Annotated in this window: 17 protein-coding genes; 10 read left to right on the top strand and 7 right to left on the bottom strand. The window is 41.2% G+C overall.

Annotation, left to right across the window (positions count from 1 at the left end):
- The first annotated feature begins 281 nt into the window (after positions 1-281).
- Entirely contained in the window at positions 282-1,457 is a 1,176-nt protein-coding gene (locus AC1F2U_RS28110; RefSeq protein ID WP_480264126.1) for a homospermidine biosynthesis protein, read from the top strand.
- A 106-nt stretch (positions 1,458-1,563) separates the two neighbouring features.
- On the opposite strand, the gene AC1F2U_RS28105 is transcribed toward AC1F2U_RS28110, so the two are convergent.
- The 6 genes from AC1F2U_RS28105 to AC1F2U_RS28080 all read right to left on the bottom strand — a co-directional run bounded on the left by AC1F2U_RS28105 (position 1,564) and on the right by AC1F2U_RS28080 (position 8,535).
- Positions 1,564-3,471 carry an adenylate/guanylate cyclase domain-containing protein gene (locus tag AC1F2U_RS28105; RefSeq protein ID WP_480264125.1) on the bottom strand — a complete coding sequence of 636 codons (1,908 nt, stop codon included), beginning with the start codon at positions 3,469-3,471 and terminating at the stop codon, positions 1,564-1,566.
- Positions 3,472-4,246: 775 nt separating this feature from the next.
- Positions 4,247-5,383: a hypothetical protein gene (locus tag AC1F2U_RS28100; protein WP_480264124.1), complete on the bottom strand. Its 1,137-nt coding sequence runs from the start codon at positions 5,381-5,383 to the stop codon at positions 4,247-4,249.
- 722 nt (positions 5,384-6,105) lie between these two features.
- Entirely contained in the window at positions 6,106-7,170 is a 1,065-nt protein-coding gene (gene speB, locus AC1F2U_RS28095; RefSeq protein WP_480264123.1) for an agmatinase SpeB, read from the bottom strand.
- 262 nt (positions 7,171-7,432) lie between these two features.
- Positions 7,433-7,918: a cupin domain-containing protein gene (locus AC1F2U_RS28090; RefSeq protein ID WP_480264122.1), complete on the bottom strand. Its 486-nt coding sequence runs from the start codon at positions 7,916-7,918 to the stop codon at positions 7,433-7,435.
- Positions 7,919-7,962: 44 nt separating this feature from the next.
- A complete protein-coding gene (locus AC1F2U_RS28085) occupies positions 7,963-8,265 on the bottom strand; it encodes an acylphosphatase (RefSeq protein ID WP_480264121.1) in 303 nt (100 codons plus the stop codon).
- Between the two features lie 78 nt (positions 8,266-8,343).
- Positions 8,344-8,535 (bottom strand): polyribonucleotide nucleotidyltransferase, encoded by a 192-nt coding sequence (locus tag AC1F2U_RS28080; protein ID WP_480264120.1) that lies wholly within the window; start codon positions 8,533-8,535, stop codon positions 8,344-8,346.
- A gap of 239 nt (positions 8,536-8,774) precedes the next feature.
- Here AC1F2U_RS28080 and AC1F2U_RS28075 point away from each other — a divergent pair, with 239 nt between their 5' ends.
- The 5 genes from AC1F2U_RS28075 (at position 8,775) to AC1F2U_RS28055 (ending at position 16,703) form a co-directional block, all read left to right on the top strand.
- A complete protein-coding gene (locus tag AC1F2U_RS28075; RefSeq protein WP_480264119.1) occupies positions 8,775-9,152 on the top strand; it encodes a DUF1823 family protein in 378 nt (125 codons plus the stop codon).
- Between the two features lie 262 nt (positions 9,153-9,414).
- Positions 9,415-11,073, top strand: a complete 1,659-nt coding sequence (locus tag AC1F2U_RS28070; RefSeq protein ID WP_480264118.1) for an alpha-amylase family glycosyl hydrolase — start codon at positions 9,415-9,417, stop codon at positions 11,071-11,073.
- Between the two features lie 199 nt (positions 11,074-11,272).
- Positions 11,273-12,331: a 3-deoxy-7-phosphoheptulonate synthase gene (locus tag AC1F2U_RS28065; RefSeq protein WP_480264117.1), complete on the top strand. Its 1,059-nt coding sequence runs from the start codon at positions 11,273-11,275 to the stop codon at positions 12,329-12,331.
- A 594-nt stretch (positions 12,332-12,925) separates the two neighbouring features.
- Positions 12,926-15,118 carry a lytic transglycosylase domain-containing protein gene (locus AC1F2U_RS28060; protein ID WP_480264116.1) on the top strand — a complete coding sequence of 731 codons (2,193 nt, stop codon included), beginning with the start codon at positions 12,926-12,928 and terminating at the stop codon, positions 15,116-15,118.
- Positions 15,119-15,326: 208 nt separating this feature from the next.
- Positions 15,327-16,703 carry an MATE family efflux transporter gene (locus AC1F2U_RS28055; RefSeq protein ID WP_480264115.1) on the top strand — a complete coding sequence of 459 codons (1,377 nt, stop codon included), beginning with the start codon at positions 15,327-15,329 and terminating at the stop codon, positions 16,701-16,703.
- Positions 16,704-16,901: 198 nt separating this feature from the next.
- On the opposite strand, the gene AC1F2U_RS28050 is transcribed toward AC1F2U_RS28055, so the two are convergent.
- Positions 16,902-19,280, bottom strand: coding sequence for a transglycosylase domain-containing protein (locus tag AC1F2U_RS28050; RefSeq protein ID WP_480264114.1), 2,379 nt, complete (start codon positions 19,278-19,280; stop codon positions 16,902-16,904).
- 253 nt (positions 19,281-19,533) lie between these two features.
- Between AC1F2U_RS28050 and folK the strand changes: the two genes are divergently transcribed.
- From folK to AC1F2U_RS28030, 4 genes are all read left to right on the top strand, one after another.
- Complete coding sequence (gene folK / locus AC1F2U_RS28045) at positions 19,534-20,049, top strand: 2-amino-4-hydroxy-6-hydroxymethyldihydropteridine diphosphokinase (RefSeq protein WP_334841060.1); 516 nt, start codon at positions 19,534-19,536, stop codon at positions 20,047-20,049.
- A gap of 68 nt (positions 20,050-20,117) precedes the next feature.
- Positions 20,118-20,666, top strand: coding sequence for an NUDIX hydrolase (locus tag AC1F2U_RS28040; RefSeq protein ID WP_480264113.1), 549 nt, complete (start codon positions 20,118-20,120; stop codon positions 20,664-20,666).
- Positions 20,667-20,673: 7 nt separating this feature from the next.
- On the top strand, positions 20,674-21,519 hold the full coding sequence (locus AC1F2U_RS28035) for an ADP-ribosylglycohydrolase family protein (RefSeq protein ID WP_480264112.1): 846 nt from the start codon (positions 20,674-20,676) through the stop codon (positions 21,517-21,519).
- Positions 21,520-21,654: 135 nt separating this feature from the next.
- Positions 21,655-22,206, top strand: a complete 552-nt coding sequence (locus AC1F2U_RS28030) for a hypothetical protein (RefSeq protein ID WP_480264111.1) — start codon at positions 21,655-21,657, stop codon at positions 22,204-22,206.
- Positions 22,207-22,567: the final 361 nt, after the last annotated feature.

The following is a 22,567-nucleotide window of genomic DNA, read 5'->3' as shown; positions in this document are numbered from 1 at the left end:
CCATTCCAAAACCGAAAAAGCGATCGCACACACTGGATTACATCAAGTGTTAGTCAAGCTATGGTATACTTTCGCAGCCATCTGATTAATGTGCCTGTGAAATGCTTATAAGGTTTCAAGACAGCTAATCATAGAAAAATCTCAAAAGGGCTGAAAAAGGTTTCTTCTCCTACTCCTCACTAGCTTTTTCAAGCTAGCGATCAAAAAGTATTGCTATCACTTTGGCTGAAAGCTAGATAACATTAGATTCGGCGGCGTGTTTACTGTTCGGGAGTGCCAAAATGTCTAAACAGCTGGGTCAAAAAATTGCACCTACACCGATATCAAATGATATCAGTGTAGTGGATTTGATCGATGGATACTTCACCGCTTACAACTCAGCGCGGTTGCGGGAAATCTGCCAACTACTGAGTCGCGATGTACTAACAGAAGGTGTCACGGTGGGAGTTAGTCTTTCCGGTGCGATGACGCCAGCAGGATTTGGGGTTTCAGCACTTGCACCCTTAATTCGCAACGGCTTTATTGACTGGATGATTAGCACTGGTGCAAATCTTTACCACGATATGCACTATGGTTTGGGTTTTGAACTCTTTGCTGGTAATCCGTTTTTGGATGATGTGAAACTGCGCCAAGAAGGTACAATCCGCATTTATGACATTATTTTTGGTTACGATGTGCTGCTAGAAACTGATGCGTTTATCCGCAAGATTCTCCAAGGAGAAGCGTTTCAGAAGCGGATGGGAACGGCTGAGTTTCACCATTTATTAGGTAAATATGTCCGAGAAGTAGAAAAGCAATTGGGTGTGCAGCATTCCTGCTTGCTAGCTACAGCTTATGAATATGGCGTACCGATTTATACATCTTCTCCAGGCGATAGCTCAATTGGGATGAACGTGGCGGCTTTAGCATTAGAAGGTTCGCAGCTGGTGATAGATCCATCAATTGACGTGAATGAGACAGCAGCGATCGCATATAATGCCCGTGAATCAGGAGGTAAAAGTGCGGCTGTAATTCTTGGTGGCGGTAGTCCTAAAAACTTTTTGCTACAAACCCAACCGCAACTTCACGAGGTTCTGGGATTGGAAGAACGAGGACACGATTACTTTGTACAATTTACCGATGCGCGTCCAGATACAGGCGGTTTATCTGGGGCGACCCCATCAGAAGCTGTCAGCTGGGGTAAAATTGACCCGGATGAGTTACCTAACACAATAGTTTGTTATACCGATAGCACGATCGCTCTACCACTGGTGACAGCGTATGTGTTAAACAAATGCCAGCCTCGTCCCCTGAAGCGTATATACGACAGGCGAGAAGCCATTTTAGATAAACTGCAAAAAGATTATCTAGCAGCCAAAACCAGACCATCAGATCGAGTTCCAGCAGCAGTTGCTGAAAGTGCTTCACAGCAAACAGCAACTTATCCCTGTGGACGGCTGATTCCGAATACTCACTAGGGAAGAGGCAGGGAGCAGGGGAGAACTCAATTCAAAATTCAAAATTCAAAATTCAAGAACTTTTGCCTCCTGCCTCCTGCCTCCTGCCTCCTCTTTCCCAATGCCCTCATCCCTTGCGTCCAATCAACAAATAAGTTGTCATCTTCCCTTTGCCTTTAACTTCAATTTCGCCTCGTTTTTCAAATACAAATTCATCACACAAGCACTTATAAGTATTTTCTGTAACTTGGATTTTACCAGCAACACCTTGGGATTCCATAGAGCGAGCGATGTTTACTGTGTCTTTATAGACTTCATAAGTAAACTTATTCAGATCGATGACTTCCCCCACTACCGAACCGCTATGGATGCCGATACGGATGCTGAAATTTTGGTTATTCTCAGTATTAAATAGAGCGATCGCAGTTTGCATATCCAGTGCCATCAGAGCGATCGCTTGAGCGCGATCTTGGCGACGTGTAGGTAAGCCACCAACCACCACATAAGCATCGTTAATGGTTCTGATTCTCTCTAAACTATATCGTTCGGTGAGGCGATCGAAAACTGAGAAAATTGGGTTGAGTAGGTTCAGCAGTTGAACTGCACTCATAGAAGTAGCAATTTCGGTGAAGCCGACGATATCTGCAAATAAAACTGTGACATCAGCAAAGTCTTCGGCAATTTTAGCTGGTTGTTCTTTCACTTCTCTAGAAATTGCGACTGGCAAAATATTCAGCAATAAACGTTCGGTTTCTTTCTGCTGATAACGAAGTGCTTCTTCTGCTGCTACTCGCTGGCTTACATTGCGAAAAATGCCGCGAATCGCAACTGGATGACCTTCAACAAATTTACAATTAATATTACCTTCTAAAAAGATTGTTTGACCGTCTTTAGTAACAAATATAGCTGTTACTTGCCCAAGCTTTTCCCCTGATAGTACGCGATAAAATCTTTGCAAACAGCTTTGTTTAAACTCTGGATGTATAATATCGAAAATACTCATATTCGCAATTTCAGCTTCGCTATATCCCAAAGTTTCTCGCCATGCACGATTAACGTACAAAAAACGACCAGATGGATTGACACATTGAATCAAGTCATTAGCATTTTCAAATAAATCTCGATATCGCTCTTCACTTTCTACAAGAGCATCTTCTGCTTGTTTGCGTTTGATAAATTGGGCAATTTGGCTACCAATAGAACCCATCATTTGCAATAGGTCTTTATCTTTTGGTAGTAACTCCCGACTAAAGAAAACCATCACTCCTAAGATTTCACTATCGTCTAAAATGGGAAAGCCAAAAGCTGCGTGCAATCCAGCCTCCGCAGCCGGTAGCGATCGCCTTTGATCTCCATCTACTGTGATATCTTTAATCCACAAAGGTAAACGCCCGATCCAAATTCGACCAGGTAAGCCAACACCAGGTATATAAGTAGTTTGCCAAGTGATTGCTTTAAACTCTCGGACAGAAACTAATCGACTTGACCAAATTTCCACACATCTTAGTACTGCATTAAGACTATCTCCTTGTAGAGAAGTGCCAATATATTGGCTTGGTGTCCAAAGTTCGCCTAAATCCCATCCCAAGTTTTGACAAATCGACTGTAAAATTTGGGGGATTCCCTGCTTTATGCTTTGTGATTCTGATAATATACGAGTAATAGAATACTGGGCACTTGTACGCTGTTCCCGACGTTGCCAAGCAGTAATATCCCGACCAATATAGACAATATCTTCTAATCCTTCTGTTTTTTTGGGAATCACTGAGCAAGAAAAAGCAATCAACAGTTTCTCTCTAGTTTTGGTTCGACAAACCACTTCTAGATTTTGAGCATTACGCTTTAAATAAGAAGGTTGAGAAATAGCTTTAATTAAAAATTGATCCTCATCAATAATTAATGATATTGGTTGATTTATTAATTCTTCTTCTTGAAAACCAAATAATTGTTGAGCAGCACGATTTACTTTTTTTATTTTTCCTGAATTACTGGTTACTAACAAAGCATCTGCCATTGAAGTAATGACTTGTTCCATGTAATTAATGTTTGATTAATATACAAGCCTGTTTTTCCAAAATTTATAGAATTTACTATTACTCATTTTTTTTAACTAAGTTTATATTACTTGATTAAGCGTGCTATTTTTTCACCTCATTCGAGTAGAGTTGAGCAAAACGACTAGTTCGCTGTGGTGTAAATTTGCCTACCTTTAATAAGTTGTTCAGAGCAACTTATCTAGTTAATTGAGATAGTAGCTAGATTTCTGTTGTGCTGTACTAGTACAACACGGCAGAAATAAACTAATCATTCCAAATCAACGAAACCCTTATGCTGTATTCATTTTTAATTTTTAATTTTTAATTTTTAATTTTTAATTCCGCCTTGCGGTACTACTACAAGAGGTTTTGTAATAAGCACTTTAGTCCTGACTACAAACTTGCTTACTCAATTTAAACTAAATAAGTTTGATTAAAATTTTTAATATACTTCTTTTGGGGGATTGACAATTGAATATAATATTGTGGTTTGAGTAGCCGATCGTTAATAGTTGGCTTCATGTTTAATTTTAATCCTATGTGGTATTTTACAAAACGGCGAATTAGATAAGTATTTCAACCAAATATTGCCGTAAACACCTTTCATTAGTTTCGCTATCTTGAAAGTTGATTTTTCAAGATAGCGCGTAGGCGTAGCCCGTCGTAGACATCGCCAGCATCTGGGAAATTTGAAACCCGTCACTTTATAAGAGAGTGGCGACTCTGTAGCTAGGTTCCCGCCACTCTCTTATTCTTCAATTCCATTAATGAAGTTTATGATTGTGCGCTGGCTACAATTTGATTCCAGGCTTTGACTGCTGTCTGTAAATTCTTTGGCAGGTTATTTTGAGAAATATCGTTGTACTGAACCGTACCTTCTTGGCTGGTGAGGGTGTAGGTGATATAGTCAGCAGCACCACTGGGGGCTGGGTAACTCAAATTTCGAAATTTACTAAACTGAGAACGTTCTAGCGATCGCACAAATTGTTGTATCTGTTGCACAGAAACGCGGCGAACACTACGTTCAGAATCATTAGCATCACCAATCCGCACGCGAATCAGCCGCCCATCTTTGAGTAAAACAGTCTCATAGGTTCTGCCAACAAAACCCCCACTGGAGATTTGGCGAAATACTATATCTCGATCTAACGGTGGTGGTAACTCACTAGCTGGAATTTGCACAGGCCCCAGTGTAGTTTCGTTAGCGTTTTGATTCAGCCTGAGTGCGGAACCTGTTTGATTAGTATGATAAACCAAGGTTTGGCCGACTCCGCCGACAACCACCCGCCAGCCTGATACCAAAGCTTGGGTACAGAATTCATCAGCATTAGCTAATTCTAAACAGCTATCTCTCCAAGTTTGCTGTTGAGCCTCAATAATAGTTAACTGAGAAATTGGCTGTTGCAAACGTCTGGATGCGGCTTGTAAAACAGTATTTTTTACAGATGTGGGTAATTTATTTGGCAGATTTTCTGAGGGAGTATTTGCCGAAGCTAAACGTAGCGATCGCCCGTTACTATTGGTATGATAAACCCAGTTTTGTTTGCCATTAGATACCACAACCCGCCAACCAGGAACTAAAGCTTGGGTACAGAATTCATCAGCTTGAGGCAGTTCCAAGCAACCATTGCGCCAAGTCTGTTGATTGTAGTCAATAATTTGCAGTTGTCTAGTAAAAATTCCCTGCCTGCGGGCTAAATCCCGCAGTACCGCATTAGCTACTGGACGTGGCAAACGGTTTGGTTTAATATTATCTTTGATAACTTCATTGCTTGTTTCTAGCGATAAATTTGCAGAAGCCCCTGTAGCACCTTTTATAAGTGTTAAACCGCTAGCAACAGACAAAATTCCAGTCAAAATAAAAGCAGTGAAAATTCGCCCTTGATTGGTGTTAAAGTAGTTTTTCAGCATGATTTTCCTAGTAAAATATAACTAAAAAATAGTATCCAGCCACTAAGTAGACAATAAAGTATATAATTCCAGAACTTCAGCACTTGGAATTACTTTAGTATTTGTGTTTCAACAGAGATATAGAGATAGACGCTAATGTATTGATTGTTTGTTCCTTATAGAAATTCTGGTTGAAAAGAATTCACAAGTCAGAACAATCAGTAGGGGATACTCTGCGGCATCTTGCTACAGACCTGCCACTGATTGAAAACCACTAAATCTTCTTTTTCAGAGACTTATACCAATTTAAAAAAGAATGCGACAAATAGACCATTTGTACAGACGCGATTCATCACGTCTTTACTCAAGGATGTGTTGCGATCGTTAATTGAATTGGTATTACGCGAATGATTTAGTGGGGGCTTTAAACCTTCTTGTTCACACGCGACGCTCTCTACGAGACGCTGTGCGAACGAATACTCGCTATCGCGGTCTCGTAGAGAAGCCATGCCGTTGGCGTCGCGTAGCGTATCGCAGCCAGATGCTAGAGCATGTTTTCAAAGTCTTATATCCCCCCAACCCCTTAAAAATGGGGGCTAAAAATCTCTTCAAGTCCCCCTTTTTAAGGGGGATTTAGGGGGATCTAAAAAATTAAGAGGCTAAACGAGTAGTTTGAAAACACGCCCTACGCGAACGTAGAGAAGTGTCGTACAGAATTAATTCTGTTATCGGTAACGGGGCGTTTAGCCCATTCTGAATCCTGACTCCTGAATCCTGTTTGATAAATCCATCAAATTTGCCAGCTTGTAAACTACCCGCGCTCCCACATTACCATCCCACTCCGCATCACCAACTTCGCAGATATCAAAGCCAATAATTTTTCTTCCACTATTGACCAATTCTCGGAACAGACAAAAAGTTTGCTCTAATTCCAATCCACCTGGAACAGGAGTACCCGTACTCGGACATAGTTTTGGATCTAAACCATCTACATCAAAGCTAATATAAACATACTCAGGTAAATGACTGATAATTTCTTGGCATAAATCAATCCAAGTTGTGCCAGAGTAAAGCTTTTGCTTAATAGCGGGATCGTAATAAGCAATAATGCGACGATCAGATTGGTCAATCATTTGCACTTCATCATGACTAATATCACGCAAACCTACTTGCACTAACTTAGTAATTTGCGGTATTTTCATCGCATTAAACATAATCGACGCATGGGAAAACTCAAACCCCTCATAAGCATCGCGTAAATCTGCGTGGGCATCAATGTGCAAAATGCCATAGTTTGGATATTTAGCTGCTAATGCTTGAAAATAACCTAAAGGCGAACTGTGATCTCCACCTATGACTGCAACTCGCTTACCATTATTAATTGCTGCCTGACAATTTTCAAACAGCCATTGATTAACCTGTTGACCAGCCTGATTAATTTCTGTAAGGACAGATGTTAAATCTGGTGTATCTGAAAGTTGTTTACCTTCGGCTAATCGCTCAATAATTTTTGCTGCCAAAGCGCGGTAGTATGTGTTCTTTTCTAAAATATCTTGGGAAATTTCTTCCATAAAAATTCCCTGCTTCCAACCATCAGGGTGATCGAAATCGAACAAATCTAATTGAGTCGAAGCATCTAGAATTCGCTGTGGGCCATTAGCAGTGCCAGCCCCATAAGAAACAGTGACTTCCCACGGCACACCAAAAACAATCAAGTTTGCAGACTGATAATCGCAGGGCAAACCTAAGAGGTTGCCATTTATTTCACCTACGCCGCTGGGATTGTAGTCTTTTAATTGATTACTCATTGAGTATCTTCTGGATTTACGTGGATAGACAGCACGCCGCCTAGTGGACATCTGCATTGTAATCAAAATTTTCACAGGCGGTAAACTAGCGGTCTGTCAAGTTTAAATTGATGGGTAAACAAGCTCGTAGTAAGAACTTTAGTGCTTATTTTTCAGCATTGAAGTTCTTACTAAAAACCCTCTTACACTAGTTTAGACATTACACTAGGATATTTATTTGTATTTAAACAATGACCGATCCACCTGCAAAAAGCAGGCAATTCTAACTAAAACTCCGATCGTCAGCTTTTGCAAAAATACTGGTGGCCCAACGACGATAGTATCTGCTTTTTTTATCAGCAAGGCAAATTGCAAGATATTTGTAGGAGTTCCTTCCTTGTTTACCTTGCCGTCGAGCGATCTGCTCAAATTCACCCGCCCCCCGGATTTCAGAAGTGAAAGTTACCCAATTATCAGATGCATTGCGGAAACTATGATATATGCCAGCAGAAACTTGCAAGACTTCTCCTGGCTGCAATACTTTAATATTTCCTTTCTTTCCGACTTCCATCTCCAGTGAGCCACTCAAGGCCTCAAAGATTTCTGTCTTAGTATCGTGATAGTGTAGCGGACTACCTTGCGATCCGGGTGGCAGTTCAAACCGGAATTTTACATACTCCCCATTGATATTATTAGTTGAACGAAGAATCGTCATGCGATCGCCTGTCACCGGGTTCTCAATTTGTTCAGTATTTGAGTTTATGGACAAAGTCAAGTTAGCAGAGTGAGCGCGTAGTTTTAATGACTAACTATTTACTCAACCCGCTTCACTTCAAATCCCCGCAACCCTTCTGGTTCTTCATACTCAACCACAATATCTTTAACTACAGCAGCAGGTGGCCCAGAATGACACCAGCGAACCATATCATCTACGACCTCTCGCGCCCCTTCAAAGACTGCCTCTACTCGATTATCGGGGAGATTCCGCACCCAACCGGTTAATCCCAACTGGCTAGCTGTATCCACAGTGGAATAGCGATAGCCTACTCCGTGGACTCGGCCAGAAATGAATACATGGGCGCGGATAATCTTTGGCAGTGATGTGGAATTCTGCATAGACTGGTCTAATCTTTACGATTTCCAGTCTACCTAGTTTGTGTATACACAACCTGTTTTTAACTCCAACTCGCAAAATTAATCCCGCTCTTCGTCATCGTCATCATCGCCGCGATGTCTGTACTGGCGGTCATCGTCATCATCATCGCCGCGATGTCTGTACTGGCGGTCATCGTCATCATCGTCGCCGCGATGTCTGTACTGGCGATCGCGATTATCCCATTCTTCATCACGTTGTTTCTGCTTGCCACCGACTATATTTCTGAACATATCCTCTATTCCCATAATTTTCCTCCTGAGTTGGTGAATCTCTTTATTTGGGGTCACTTTAGTAGTTTGTCTAATGGTTGTAGCGGATAAATCTTCCAGCAGGTATAGATAAAAATAAAATTATCCCCCTCTTTGGGAGTGTCGCAAAGTAGTGATAAAGTATTTTTAACTACCTCCTAACTGTAGTGAATTTAATTAATTCAGTAGTCAGTTTTTCAACTTAGAATTTTGAATTACTTATGTCTAACCTGCCACCACTCAATACAGAAACAATTTGGGCAATTCTTGACGATAAACTTGATGATGCCACAGTCAACCAGTTGCTATGGCATTATTTAGGCTATCGTTATGATTCCTTAACTGCACAATGGGACAGTAGCCTAGTTGCACCAGAATGGCAAGATGAGTACCCACAACCACCAGATTTTCTTGAATCTCGCCCCGCAACAGTCAAGTTGACTCGTTCCATTCCTGCTGAAAATAAACAAATGCTAAAAGAAAAGCTGGGCTTTAAAGGTTACAAAATTGGAGAATTTGGGCCTCGGCAAACTCGCAGGGCGACGGCGGCAAATTGGTTGTTAAGTTATCTGCAAAAAACTAGCGGCAAAATTGAGTAATCTTATACAACAGATATTTAGCAATAACCATTTTAGTTTTACTTAATATCTGCTAATTAATAATTTAATAAAAACTTTTAAAAATTAGTATTATAGGCAGCAAGTGTACTAAATATAATCTGAATATTAGTTAAAAAATACTTTATAAATTCATCCTCAAGATAGAAGCACTAGTTATATAATTCTTTCTCTAGAACGATTTGCAAATTATATTGAGCATCAGAGAATATCTCTATCAACCCTTGATATTACAAACACTTCTATGGCAAAGCCAATTGAATTTAATTTATTTGCACCTTATAACAAAGGAGTAGCATTAATTGGTTCTTTTTCTGATTGGCAAGAAATTCCAATGGAAAAAGGTGATGATGGTTATTTCCGCACAAGTGTTGAACTAGAAGACGGCGTTTATAAATATAAATTCCGCGTTCAATCAAATTCATGGTTTTTTGAACCAGAACAATGGGTTGATGTTACAGATCCTTATGCAACTGATATAGATGAACAAAGTGGAAAAGACGATGGTGTTATCCGAGTCAAAGATGGGCAAAGGATTACCGATACTTATGTTTGGCAACATGATGATAAACCTTTACCTGCTGACCACGAATTAGTAATTTATGAATTGCATGTCGGTGACTTTTCTGGTGGCGAGGACGACCCTTATGCACGAGGCAAGTACAAACACGTTATTGAAAAGTTAGATTATTTGTGCGAACTAGGAATTAACGCTATTGAGTTGATGCCACTTAAAGAATATCCTGGTGATTATAGTTGGGGTTACAACCCTCGTCACTTCTTTGCAACAGAATCAAGTTATGGTTCTACTGCTGAGTTAAAAAATTTGATTGATGAGTGTCATGGCAAAGGGATTCGTGTAATTCTTGACGGTATTTATAACCACTCAGAAGCATCTGCTCCTTTAACGCAAATTGACCACGATTATTGGTATCATCACGAACCTCGTGACCCTGATAATAACTGGGGACCTGAGTTTAATTACGAACATTATGACGAAAAATTAGATATTAAGCCAGCATGGAAATTTATTGGCGACACAATCCGTTTTTGGATATCAGAATATCATCTTGATGGTATTCGTTATGATGCGGCGCGGCAAATTGCTAACTATGACTTCATGCACTGGGTTGTTCAGGAAGCCAAAAAAACTGCTAGCATGAAGCCTTTTTATAATGTTGCCGAGCACATTCCTGAAACTCCCAGCATTACCAATGTAGATGGGCCAATGGATGGCTGCTGGCATGATAGTTTTTATCACTGCATTCTAGAACACATTTGCGGTGATACATTTGATTTAGAGCGTCTCAAAGATGTGATTGACTGCAAGCGCCAAGGCTTCTTGGGTGCTACCAATGTAGTAAATTACCTCACCAACCACGACCATAATCATGTCATGGTTGAACTGGGGAACCGTGAGATTTTTGACGAAGAAGCATTTCGGCGGGTCAAATTAGGAGTAGCCATCCTAATGACTGCTGTTGGTGTGCCTTTGATTTGGATGGGAGAAGAATTTGGCGAGTATAAACCTAAACAACCTGAATCATCCAAAATCGATTGGACGCTGTTAAGTAACGATCTAAATCGTGGTTTATTTGATTTATACAAAGGCTTAACCAACCTGCGTAAAAGCAATCATGCTCTCTACACAGAAAATATCGATTTTATCCACGAAAATCCTGAAGCAAAAGTATTAGCTTATACTCGTTGGAATGATGAAGGTTCTCGTGTAGTCGTAATTGCAAATTTCTCAGAAAACTTCCTAGCTGACTATCACGTTCCTAACTTTCCTAGCACTGGTACATGGCACGAGTGGACAGGCAATTATGATGTCGAAGCTGGTGATGATGGTATCATAACTGACTTAGGGCCACACGAAGCCAAAGTGTTTGTATGGCAGTAACGATCTACACTACTGCTCAGTCGGTAGTTTAATAGCAAAGAAAAGGGGGAAAATATTTCCCCTTTTTCAATTATGATTTTACTCATTTACAGTTTAATTAGAAATTTGTCAAGCAGAAAATAAGCTATTTTAAAATTTCATCCGTTTGTGTTACACTTTTGAGTTGAAGTGCGTCTATAGAATTGCCAAAGCATCCCCCATGCACAACAAATTATTTAATAGTAATATCGATAACGCTAACATTGAGAACGATCGCATTTTATTAACTCCCAATGAAGTAAAGTCAAAATTACCTTTAACACAATTAGCCGAACAAAAAGTTTTAGCATATAGACAGGAAATAGAAGATATCCTGGATTTTCAAGATCGCAGGAAATTTATAGTAGTTGGGCCATGTTCAATCCACGATCCAAAAGCAGCGCTCGAATATTCTGAGAGATTAAAAATCTTGTCCGAGCGAGTCAAGGATAACTTGCTACTAATTATGCGAGTGTATTTTGAAAAACCAAGAACAACCGTAGGCTGGAAAGGGTTAATTAACGATCCAGATATGGATGATTCTTTCCATGTAGAGAAAGGTTTATTAATTGCACGGGAGCTACTATTAAAAATTACAGAGTTGGGATTACCTGCTGGCACAGAAGCGCTAGATCCAATCATCCCTCAATATATCAGCGAACTGATTACATGGTCTGCCATTGGCGCACGCACAACTGAATCACAAACTCACCGCGAAATGGCCAGTGGACTTTCGATGCCTGTAGGTTTTAAAAATGGTACTGATGGCAATATTCAAGTAGCTTTGAATGCCCTACAATCAGCTGGAAACCCGCATAGTTTTCTGGGAATTAATCAAAACGGACAGGTCAGCGTCTTTCAAACTAAAGGTAATGGCTATGGTCACGTAATTTTAAGGGGTGGTAGTCAACCCAACTTCGATCCAGCAAATGTCAAACTGGTAGAAGAGAAATTAAAACAGGCAAATTTACCAACGAGAATTGTTATCGACTGTAGCCACGGTAATACCAATAAAGATTACAAATTACAAGGTGCTGTCTTAGAAAATATTATTCAGCAAATAGTGGATGGTAATACATCAATTGTTGGCATGATGCTGGAATCGCATTTGTATGAAGGGAGTCAACCGATTACTGGGAAACAAGAAGAATTAAAATATGGTGTTTCTGTAACTGACAAATGTATTAGCTGGGAAGAAACCGAAAAAATTATTTTGGCTGCTCATGAAAAACTTAAATGAGAAGTCAAAATTCAGAATACAGAATTCAGAATGCGATCGATGGGGGATTTAGAGGATATTTATTAAGTATTAATGTATACTAATAAACTCCGATCCATTCCTCTCACGTTTCGGCAACGGTGTACGCACAAATTTAAAAACCTGCTCTACAATTAGCTTTAATTTGCTAGGGTGCGTTAAAACTAAAGTCCATAACGCACGAAAATCTCTGACGGTGCGTTACGCTGAGGCGATAACACACCCGACGAAACTGGAAAATACCCAAGTGGTGGCGACGAAATTTATTTATCGAGAGAAGAGTTTCAGATTTGCACTGTCGTGTCAGCTTCCCGCAGGGTAAGGGAATTCAGCGATCGCAAATCAGTAGGAGTCGAATCCCTAACTGAAGGGCTATCTACTACCATCTTTAAGATATACCCAAGATAGATGTAATAGTATCTAATATGTGCTAATTACTCAATACTACCAGATGAAGGATTGAAAATTAGTATTTTTCTACATAAAATTAAAAATCTAAAATTAAAAATTGGTAACACTGATGGTTAGGAGTGTTAGAGTTTCAAGAAATTCACCGAAACTTTTCAGCGGGTATTCATGCTGAAGAAACTACAGAAAAAGCAAATTTCGATAATTGCGGGTGCAGCACTCTTTGCCTTTTTAACTGGGGCAATGGTATCAGCACCTGAGATTGGCAAGTCTCTGGGAAAATGGCTCAAACTGAGTCAGAATCAAACAGAGCAAAAATCGGACGGTAGTGTTGCTCAATCAGCCGTTTTTCCGTTGATATCGCAATCGCTGCCAGAACGAGCGGCAAAACTGGCTGCGATCGCTCAAGAATCGCGATCGCCAGATCGGAATCGCGCTCGTTATCTTTTGGCGAGTGATTATATTGAAAGAACCCAAGGGCAAAAAGCCCTGGTTTTACTCCAAGGACTAGAGAAAGACTATCCCATCCTCGCGCCTTACATTTTGCTGAAACAAGCTCAGGCAGAGGATATGCTGGGCGAGGACGGCAAAGCCTCGGATCTCAGGCAAAGGGTGCTGAAACAGTATCCCAAAGAAGCGGCCATCGTGAAAGCCTTATATCTGATTGCTCAACCAAAGCAACAAGAAACTGCGATCGCTCAATTTCCTACTAATCCTCTAACTTGGGAAATTATCCGCAAACGCTTGCAAGAAAATCCCAATCAGCCAGAATTACAATTGATTTTGGCTAAGTATGCCTACGATCAACCAGGTATAGTGGGCGTTTTGGATCAGCTAGCAAAACAGACTACCCTCAAACCCGAAGATTGGGAACTCATTGGTACTAGCTATTGGGAAAATAGTCAATTTCCGAAAGCGGCTAATGCTTACGCCAAAGCACCCAAAACATCGCGCAACCTCTACCGTACTGCACGCGGGTTACAGGTGGGAGGCAAAGATAAAGAAAAAGCGATCGCCACCTATAAACAATTAGTGCAGCAATTTCCCAATAGTGAGGAAACTGGGACGGCACTACTACGGTTAGCAGAAACCGCAAAAACACCTCAAGACGGCTTACCCTATCTTGAGCAGGTAATTAGTAAATTCCCCAAACAAGCTGGTACTGCACTGGCACAAAAAGCCAAAATCCAAACTCTTAAGGATCAAAAGTCAGCTAGCGCGGCGTGGCAATTACTCATAGGTAAATACGGTAACTCTGACGAAGCAGCAGAATACCGTTGGAAAATTGCTCAAGATAAAGCCAATGCCAAAGATTACGTCGCTGCTTGGCAATGGGCAGAACCAATCGTCACTAATAACCCCAATAGTATTTTGGCTCCTAGAGCAGGCTTTTGGGTAGGTAAATGGGCGGCTGCACTGGGGAAACAGCAAGAATCTAAAACTGCTTATGAATATGTGGTTAGTCAGTTTCCCTACTCTTACTATGCATGGCGAGCCGCGACAATGTTGGGGCTAAATGTCGGTAACTTTGACAACGTGCGCGTCATGAACCCGGAAGTAATCGCACCCCAGCGTCCAGTACCGCCTGCTGGTTCTGAAACTTTCAAAGAATTGTATTTGCTAGGTCAAGACCGCGATGCCTGGTTACAATGGCAAACAGAATTTCAGAACAAAATTCAGCCAACAGTAGCAGAGCAATTTACTGAAGGGTTGATGCGGCAGGCTAAAGGAGAAAATCTCATCGGAATTGATAAAATTTCTAAATTAGAAGACCGGGAAATACCAGGTGAACTTGCCCAATATCAGACTCTGAGTAAACAAATCACATACTGGCAAGCGCGTTATCCATTTCCCTATCAGCGAGAGATTGAAAAGTGGTCTACTGAGCGTCAACTCAATCCTCTGCTAGTAACTGCTTTGATGCGTCAAGAGTCACGGTTTGAACCAAAAATCAAATCTGTCGCTGAAGCTACTGGTTTAATGCAGGTGTTGCCGAGTACAGCTAAATGGATCGCGCCCCAAATCAAGGTGGATTTCAAAACAATAAATCTAGAAAATCCCAACGATAACATCATGATGGGTACATGGTATTTGGGTCATACCCACGATCAATATAACAATAACTCTTTGCTGGCGATCGCTAGTTACAATGCTGGCCCCGGCAATGTCTCCAAATGGTTGCAAACTCTAACTACAAAAGATCCAGATGAGTTTGTTGAACAAATTCCCTTTGATGAAACTAAAAATTATGTGCGGCAAGTATTTGGCAACTACTGGAATTATCTAAGGCTTTACAACCCGGAAATTTCTGACATAGTGACAAAGTACTCGACCACACACCCACAACTACCAGCGCGATAATCTGAGAAAGTTATGAGTTGTGAGTGTTGAGTTCAAGCAATTTTTTAATTCAAAATTCACAACTCATAGTGATATCTGTTTTGTCATGTGCTGGTAAGAGTGTTATTAAGCACAATTTTTGGAGAGGCGATCGCTAATAGCTTGAGTTGATTACACCTGTGGCGTTAATATATCTTAATGTATTCAGTATTGCTTTTTTAGCGCCCCAATGGAGTTAACCTCAAAAGAATTTAAGTCAGAACTGATATCAGAAGTCCAAGCTTGCCTGCAATTAGCAGTTCCTTTGGTAATTACTCAAATATTAGAAGCGGGCATTCCTTTATTGGATGGGGTGATGATGGGCTTACTTAACAGCCAAGCTTTAGCAGCGGGTGCTTTAGGTGCTGTTACGTTTTCTACCCTAGCTTCCGTTTGTCGTTCTGTTCTTTCAGCCGCGGGTGTAAGTGTCGCCAATGCTTTTGGTGCAGGAAAGATAGACCAAGTAAGCCGTGCTACCGGTCAAGGAATTTGGTTAGCCGTGACGATGTGCTTACCTGTAATGTTTATCATTTGGCACTTTGACTATATTCTGCTGCTCACTGGTCAAGAAGAAAGCAATGTATTATTAGCTCAAACATATTTGCGGTCTATTGTTTGGGGTTTTCCGGCCGCACTCGGTTTTTGTATCTTAAAAGAAGTTAGCTCTGCCCTCAATCGTCCCCAATTTTTAACAATAATTACGGTAGCTGGACTATTATTAAATGCGGCTGCTAATTACGTGCTAATGTTCGGTAAATTTGGTTTACCAGCCCTTGGTTTAGCCGGTATCGGTTGGGCAAGCACACTCATTTTTTGGCTAAATTTTATCGCTGCCGCCAGTTGGATTTGCTTTGATAACTACTTTAAAGACTATCAGCTTGATTGTGCTTTGCATCAGTTCGATAAAGATATGTTTATAGATATCTTCCAAACTGGGTGGTTTTTGGGATTGCAGTATGGAGCAGAAATTGGAGTATTCACTGCCACTGCTTTAATGATGGGGTGGTTTGGAACAGAGACGTTAGCAGCACATGAAATTACCGTCGAGACAGAAAGTTTTGTCGAAACAGTGTCTATAGGTATTTCCTATGCCGTCACGATGAGAGTAGGACAGTTGAGGGGACAAAACGATCTCAAGGGTGCAAGCACAGCGGGATTAGTCTGCATTGCGCTTATTACTCCTTTTGTAAGTATTGTGGCACTAATTTTTTGGCTGTTTCCCAACTATATTGTGGCAATGTATTTGGACACCAGTAATTTAGATAATATCGAGATAGTTAAAACGGCAACTTCTTTCCTGGCTGCGGGGGCAATAGTCCAAATATTTTATTCTATTCAGACTATTGCTGCTGGTGCTTTAATCGGATTGAAAGACACCAAAGTGCCAGTGTTAATTACTATGTTCGCTTACTGGATAGTAGGTCTAGGTGGGGGCTATTTGATGGCATTCACTTTCGGCTGGGGTGCTATAGGGTTATGGTTGGGTTTAGCACTAGGGCTACTTATGGGTGCAGTGCTTTTAACTGGGCGTTTTTATCTTTTGACTTCTGAGATTGAGTCTGGTTGACTAAAAAGGTAGAGGGGCAAGGGGAAAGACTTATTGCAAGTTCTCACTCATCTTCCCTTGTCTCACCTGCCCCCTGCCCTACCATAAAACGTATATATTGTTACACACCGAACGGGGAATAAAGGATAGAAGTAAGTGTAAGTGGGATAGGTAACTCAAGCACTAGTCGTGCATAGTATCAACAATGCCCACTTCTCATTACTGGTTAGAAGGTCTAAGTCTATCCCGCCAAGATGGTTGTGACGATGAAGAACCTGAAGAACCAGAACTATTTGCAGGAGACGACTCTCGCCGACTTCTTCGAGGTGGGGGTGAATCAGATTCTACTCTTCTAGAGCGTCGCCGTGGAGTAGATGATTCTGAGGAGGAGTTACTAGAACTTGATTCGCTGCGATCGCGTCTTCTCCGTCTTGGGGTATAATCGCTGGATTGCTGTGCTTCTTGAGAATATCTTCTTCTGCTTCTACGTCTCCTAGATGAACCACTCTCCTCAGAATTTCTCGCACTTTCCCCTTCTGAGTCATCATCTTTAGAGGCAATAGAACGATTCAGGATTTGTTTGGGCTTGATGGACTGGGCTTTGATAGTGCCTTTGCGACCGTCTAACTTGGGTCGTTTGGGAAACTTTTCTACAGGCATCCCCTCTACCGCTTTTTCCATAAATTCGTGCCAAGTGTAAGCAGCACTACTACTACTGCCATAAGTAGGGCGGTTGTCATCGTTACCTAGCCATACCCCTGTCACCATCTGAGGAATGTAGCCAATAAACCATAAATCGCGGGCTTCGTCAGAGGTGCCGGTTTTGCCTGCAACTGCTCTATTATCTAATTGAGCAGCACCGCCAGTTCCCGCTTGGACGACGTTGCGTAGCATCCAAGTCATGATGGCGGCACTGTCAGCATCCAGGGCGCGTTTTGACTTGAAATTAGCTGACCAGATGACTTTGCCTTGGCGGTTGAGGATGCGGGTAATACCATGAGGTTCTGCGTGCAATCCCTGAGTCGCAAAACTACCATAAGCGCTGGTTAACTCTAGCAGATTGACTTCATTTGAACCAAGAGCCAAGGAGTAGGTGGGTTTAAGTTCAGATTTTATCCCCATATCATGGGCTAGTTTAATCGTTGGTGTAAATCCCACATCAATCAACACCTTGACGGCAACAATATTAACAGAGCGGGTAAGGGCATCTCGGATGTTCATTGAACCCCGAAAGTTTTCACTATAGTTTTTCGGTTCATAGCCGTCTACGACAAAGGGCGCATCCTCGTAGCTATCGTAGGGGCTTTTACCAGTAGCGATCGCAGTGGCATATACAAACCCTTTAAATGTCGATCCTGGCTGCCGTTGTGCCTGGGTAACTCGATTAAACTGATTTTTACCAAAGTCTTTTCCCCCCACCATTGCCTTAATTTCACCGTTGCGGGGGTCTATAGCCACCATTGCCGCTTGCTTAAAGTTTTCCCAGCGTCCTTGATTTCGCAATGTTTTTGCAACTGCCTCTTCTGCCACCTTCTGCCAACTTGGGTTGAGCGTGGTTTCTACTACTAGACCTCCATTTTTTAGCACGTTAGGAGAAACATACTTCGGCAATTCTTTTTGGATGTAACTGGTAAAGTAGGGTGATTCTACTTGCACTCGCTTGGGTAAACTGCTTTTGAGGGTTAATGGCTCCTGAACGGCTGCTTGCCTTTGCTCTGGTGTAATTACTTTATCTTCTTGCATCCGTAGCAATACCAAGTCCCGCCGCCGTTTAGCTGCTTCGGGATTTTTGTCTGGGGCATATAAGCTAGGAGCAGGAGCTAATCCCGCAATTGTTGCCATTTCCGCAAGGGAAAGTTGATCTGGCGTCTTACTAAAGTATACCCAGGCGGCATCTGCCACACCGTAAGCTCCAGATCCCAAATAAACCAGATTTAAGTAACGCTCTAAAATCTGATCTTTGGTTAATTCTTGCTCCATTTTTTGGGCAAGGCGGACTTCCTTGAGTTTGCGCCAGATTGTCTGCTCTTGTTTCAAAAAGAGAATCCGCGTTAGCTGTTGGGTGATGGTGCTACCACCTTCTACCACACCTTGCGATCGCAAATTATTCAAACCCGCTCTGACAATCCCTTGCGGATCGACTCCGTTGTGTTGCCTAAATCTTCTATCTTCTGAGGCGATGAAAGCTTTTTTTAAATTATCTGGTATTTGTTCTAGCTGTAGCTGTTCTCTGGTCGCTTCACCTTGTTGTTGTAATATTGTGCCATCAGCAGCTTTAATGGTCAGTGTTTGCTCTCGAAACACAGCATTCAGCTCGGACTGATCTGGCAAAGTCCGATCTATTAAACTGATGCCGTAGATGAAGGCAAGTATCCCACCACCAACACCCAAACCTGCCCAAAACCAGATGCGGCGATAGAGTGGTCTAGCGCCAGTTGCCCGATTGACCCTCATCTTAGATGGTAAAATTTTCATTTTGCTTAGTAACTGCCTCGTTTGCGCCAGATATGCTGGTGGTAAGCTCTCATTCGTTCCTCCTCGTCCAGAGTCACTCAAATTAGTTGGTCTTCGCTTGAACCAGGAGGTAAGCTTCCCCACGTCAGTTCCTCGCTCAAAGTAGTAAGCAATTATATAACCACCATCAATCAACTTTGGGGTTATAGCACTACCATTGTGTTAGTATAATATCCTATAAATAATTAACTGAATTCACTAAAAAATAATGTTTTTTAAATTTAGTTAATTTAGTTTTGTAAAAAATGTTGCAGTTTTGATAAATACTGCGAATATAAAAGCTATTGACAAGCATCCGCAAAGACAGCCCGAAAACGGCTTATTTCAGGAAAGTATAATGTCTACATCGGGCTACGACGAAGCAGAGCTAAGACGAAGCGCCGTTTCTCTTGGTAGTAATATTGGCGATTCCCAGAGAATTTTAGAAGCAGCTATAGAGACTTTAGCCCAAACGCCAGGTATTGTTTTAGAAGCCAAATCCCATTGGTATCAAACCAAAGCTGTCGGACCACCACAGCCAGATTACCTCAACGGCTGCGTCACATTGCAGGTAGAAATACTCCCCCAGGAGTTATTAGAAATTTTGTTAGGGATTGAACAACAATTTGGGCGCGTGCGTCAGGAACGCTGGGGGCCACGAACCCTAGATTTGGATTTGTTATTATATGATGACATTACTTTGGATACACCAAATCTCCAGATTCCCCACCCACGAATGCGGGATCGCGCCTTTGTGTTAGTCCCACTGGCAGAAATTGCCCCAGATTGGATAGAACCAGTTTCCGGGTGTGTTATTAAAGAGCTGCTGAAAGAGGTAGACTGTTCTGATGTAGATTTATGGATGGACAATTAAAATTACCATCCTTAAAAGCAGAAGAACACTGATTTTGCCTCTGTATTCACAGATAATCAGATTTTACTATGCCATTAGGTAGAGAATTACCACAACTGCTGAGACAACGCCTGTTTCATAAAGGACGCAAGTTTGATTTTGAAGTTAATCGCTTGCGTTTGCCGAATAAATCGGAAGGAGAATGGGAATGTATTCGTCACCCTGGCGGTGCGTTAGCTGTGCCAGTGACAGCGGAAGGTAAACTTATACTGGTGCGCCAGTACCGTTTTGCGATTCAGGGACGGATATTAGAATTTCCGGCGGGGACATTGGAAAGAAATGAAGAGCCTTTAGAAACAATACAGCGTGAAATTGCCGAAGAAACTGGCTATAGTGCCCAAAAATGGGACAAATTAGGCGAATTTTTCCTAGCTCCTGGCTATTCTGATGAAATTATCTATGCTTTTCTGGCGCGAGATTTAGAAAAGCTGGAGACACCACCACCACAAGATGGAGACGAAGATATAGAAACTGTATTTATGACTCCTGAAGAATTAGAAAAAGCTATTCTGGAGGGAGAGTCGGTAGATGCTAAATCAGTTTCTAGCTTTTTTCTGGCGCGTCCGTTTTTAGTTTAATACCCTTATGCTGCTAGAGTTAGCGATCGCAGATGCCTACGGTGCAGGCTTTGAATATGCAGACGAAACGATCGCTAACAACGATTTGAGTCGATACGTTGAACATCCGCGGTTTCGACTCAATCCTGGCAGCTATACCGACGACACTCAGATGAGTATTGCTATTGCGGAAGTGATTGTCGCTCAAGCACCGTGGACGCCAGAAGTTTTAGCCAATAGTTTTGTTAGAGCTTTTAAACGCGATCGAAGAGAAGGTTATGCTCGAAACTTCTACCATTTTTTACTAGAAATTCAGGATGGGGAAGAGTTTTTAACGAAAATTAACCCTGATAGCGACAAAAGTGGGGGAGCAATGCGTGCAGCACCCATTGGCATCTATCCCACACCAGAAAAAGTCATTGAGGCGGCAACAATTCAAGCGGCAATTACCCATAATACACCCGATGGAATCAATGCTGCCGTTGCGGCTGCCTTAATGTCGCATTATTTTATTTATCGGCTGGGAGCAAAACGCAAATTAGGACGGTTTCTGGAAGGTTATGTATCTGGAGAGTGGAATAAACCGTGGGAAGGTAAAGTCAAGTCCAAAGGCTGGATGAGTGTCAGAGCAGCGATTACTGCGGTGATGCGTAATGACAGCATGAGCGAACTTTTACAAGATTGTATCGCTTTTACCGGGGATGTAGATACAGTAGCGGCGATCGCACTGGCTGCTGGTTCTTGTAGCGAAGAAATTACACAAGATATTCCTAATCATCTTGTCACAGGCTTAGAGAATGGAGCTTACGGTAGAGATTACCTCATCGAACTGGATAAGCAGTTAATGAGTTTGGTGGGTAAAAAGATCGGTTAAATCTAATACATCAGAGTAGCACCAGTAATCTTAGTTTTCTAATTTGGGAGCGAGTTGAGTTCAGATGCTCAAAAGGCTATATTTTAGTGTTTAATTTTAAGTTAGATAATCGAAAACATATCTCAAGCCAAATTGATGAATCATACTCTAGCTTCTACTTTAGGAGAACTACAAACAAAAATATATTGGCTACATGATGCTGAAAAATTTGCTGAATTGGCAGAAGCAGCAACTGAAATATATATTAAACTTGGATATGACCAACAAAAAGCAGAAAATGTTGGTCATTTAATTAGTGAAGCCTATCAGTTATCTGATGATGCTGATTTATCATACAAGGCTGGAGAAATTGAAAAAGAAATAAAATTTTATAATCAAGTCAAAGATAAATTTATAGAGATTGAGGCTATATTAGGTCTACAAAAAAATATAGCCGAACATCAAACAAAATGGTGGATACATTTTCGCCATAGACAGAAACTTCAAGTTACATATCACCTATTTTTGCAACATTTAAAACCTTTGGGTTTAAGTTATTTATTTATAGCTATACAACTAACAAATTATATGTTAAATATAGGCAAAGGTCATAATTTGCGCGATATAGAAATAACTCAAAAAAACGCTACAAAATATTGGATGCAATTATTAAAATGTAATATTACCAAATATCCATATTTAGGTTAATTTGGTGTTTTTTAAAATCTTTAAAGAAGCAAAGCGTAGCATTTAGTAGAGAAAGTGGTTTGATAAATTAAGCTTTTTGACAAATTGCGCGTCAATCGTGGTTTTGTTTGTATCGTTGCAGTTGACAACCATCTTTTTAAGAAATTGTTTGAAAAGTGGTTAACTATGATTTTAGGCACTAACTGATCCCCCCTAGCCCCCCTTAAAAAGGGGGGAACCGGAATCAAAGTCCCCCTTTTTAAGGGGGATTTAGGGGGATCTAGAACGTTTTGTTACTGAGAAGAAAAGTTTTCAAATATCCTCTAAGGTTCTTACTCATTCCCTACGTAGTCAATAAAGCTGAAAATTACTATAATCCTCA

The sequence above is a fragment of the Nostoc sp. LEGE 12454 genome (assembly GCF_056620565.1).
The sequence above is the reverse complement of the archived record's forward strand: the minus strand, read 5'-3'. Positions and strand labels throughout refer to the sequence as shown.

Bases quoted from the DNA above. Each gene is read 5' to 3' on its own strand.
- AC1F2U_RS28110 (WP_480264126.1), top strand. From the start codon at position 282: ATGTCTAAACAGCTGGGTCAAAAAATTGCACCTACACCGATATCAAAT.
- AC1F2U_RS28105 (WP_480264125.1), bottom strand. From the start codon at position 3,471: ATGGAACAAGTCATTACTTCAATGGCAGATGCTTTGTTAGTAACCAGT.
- AC1F2U_RS28100 (WP_480264124.1), bottom strand. From the start codon at position 5,383: ATGCTGAAAAACTACTTTAACACCAATCAAGGGCGAATTTTCACTGCT.
- speB (WP_480264123.1), bottom strand. From the start codon at position 7,170: ATGAGTAATCAATTAAAAGACTACAATCCCAGCGGCGTAGGTGAAATA.
- AC1F2U_RS28085 (WP_480264121.1), bottom strand. From the start codon at position 8,265: ATGCAGAATTCCACATCACTGCCAAAGATTATCCGCGCCCATGTATTC.
- AC1F2U_RS28080 (WP_480264120.1), bottom strand. From the start codon at position 8,535: ATGTTCAGAAATATAGTCGGTGGCAAGCAGAAACAACGTGATGAAGAA.
- AC1F2U_RS28075 (WP_480264119.1), top strand. From the start codon at position 8,775: ATGTCTAACCTGCCACCACTCAATACAGAAACAATTTGGGCAATTCTT.
- AC1F2U_RS28070 (WP_480264118.1), top strand. From the start codon at position 9,415: ATGGCAAAGCCAATTGAATTTAATTTATTTGCACCTTATAACAAAGGA.
- AC1F2U_RS28065 (WP_480264117.1), top strand. From the start codon at position 11,273: ATGCACAACAAATTATTTAATAGTAATATCGATAACGCTAACATTGAG.
- AC1F2U_RS28060 (WP_480264116.1), top strand. From the start codon at position 12,926: ATGCTGAAGAAACTACAGAAAAAGCAAATTTCGATAATTGCGGGTGCA.
- AC1F2U_RS28055 (WP_480264115.1), top strand. From the start codon at position 15,327: ATGGAGTTAACCTCAAAAGAATTTAAGTCAGAACTGATATCAGAAGTC.
- folK (WP_334841060.1), top strand. From the start codon at position 19,534: ATGTCTACATCGGGCTACGACGAAGCAGAGCTAAGACGAAGCGCCGTT.
- AC1F2U_RS28040 (WP_480264113.1), top strand. From the start codon at position 20,118: ATGCCATTAGGTAGAGAATTACCACAACTGCTGAGACAACGCCTGTTT.
- AC1F2U_RS28035 (WP_480264112.1), top strand. From the start codon at position 20,674: ATGCTGCTAGAGTTAGCGATCGCAGATGCCTACGGTGCAGGCTTTGAA.
- AC1F2U_RS28030 (WP_480264111.1), top strand. From the start codon at position 21,655: ATGAATCATACTCTAGCTTCTACTTTAGGAGAACTACAAACAAAAATA.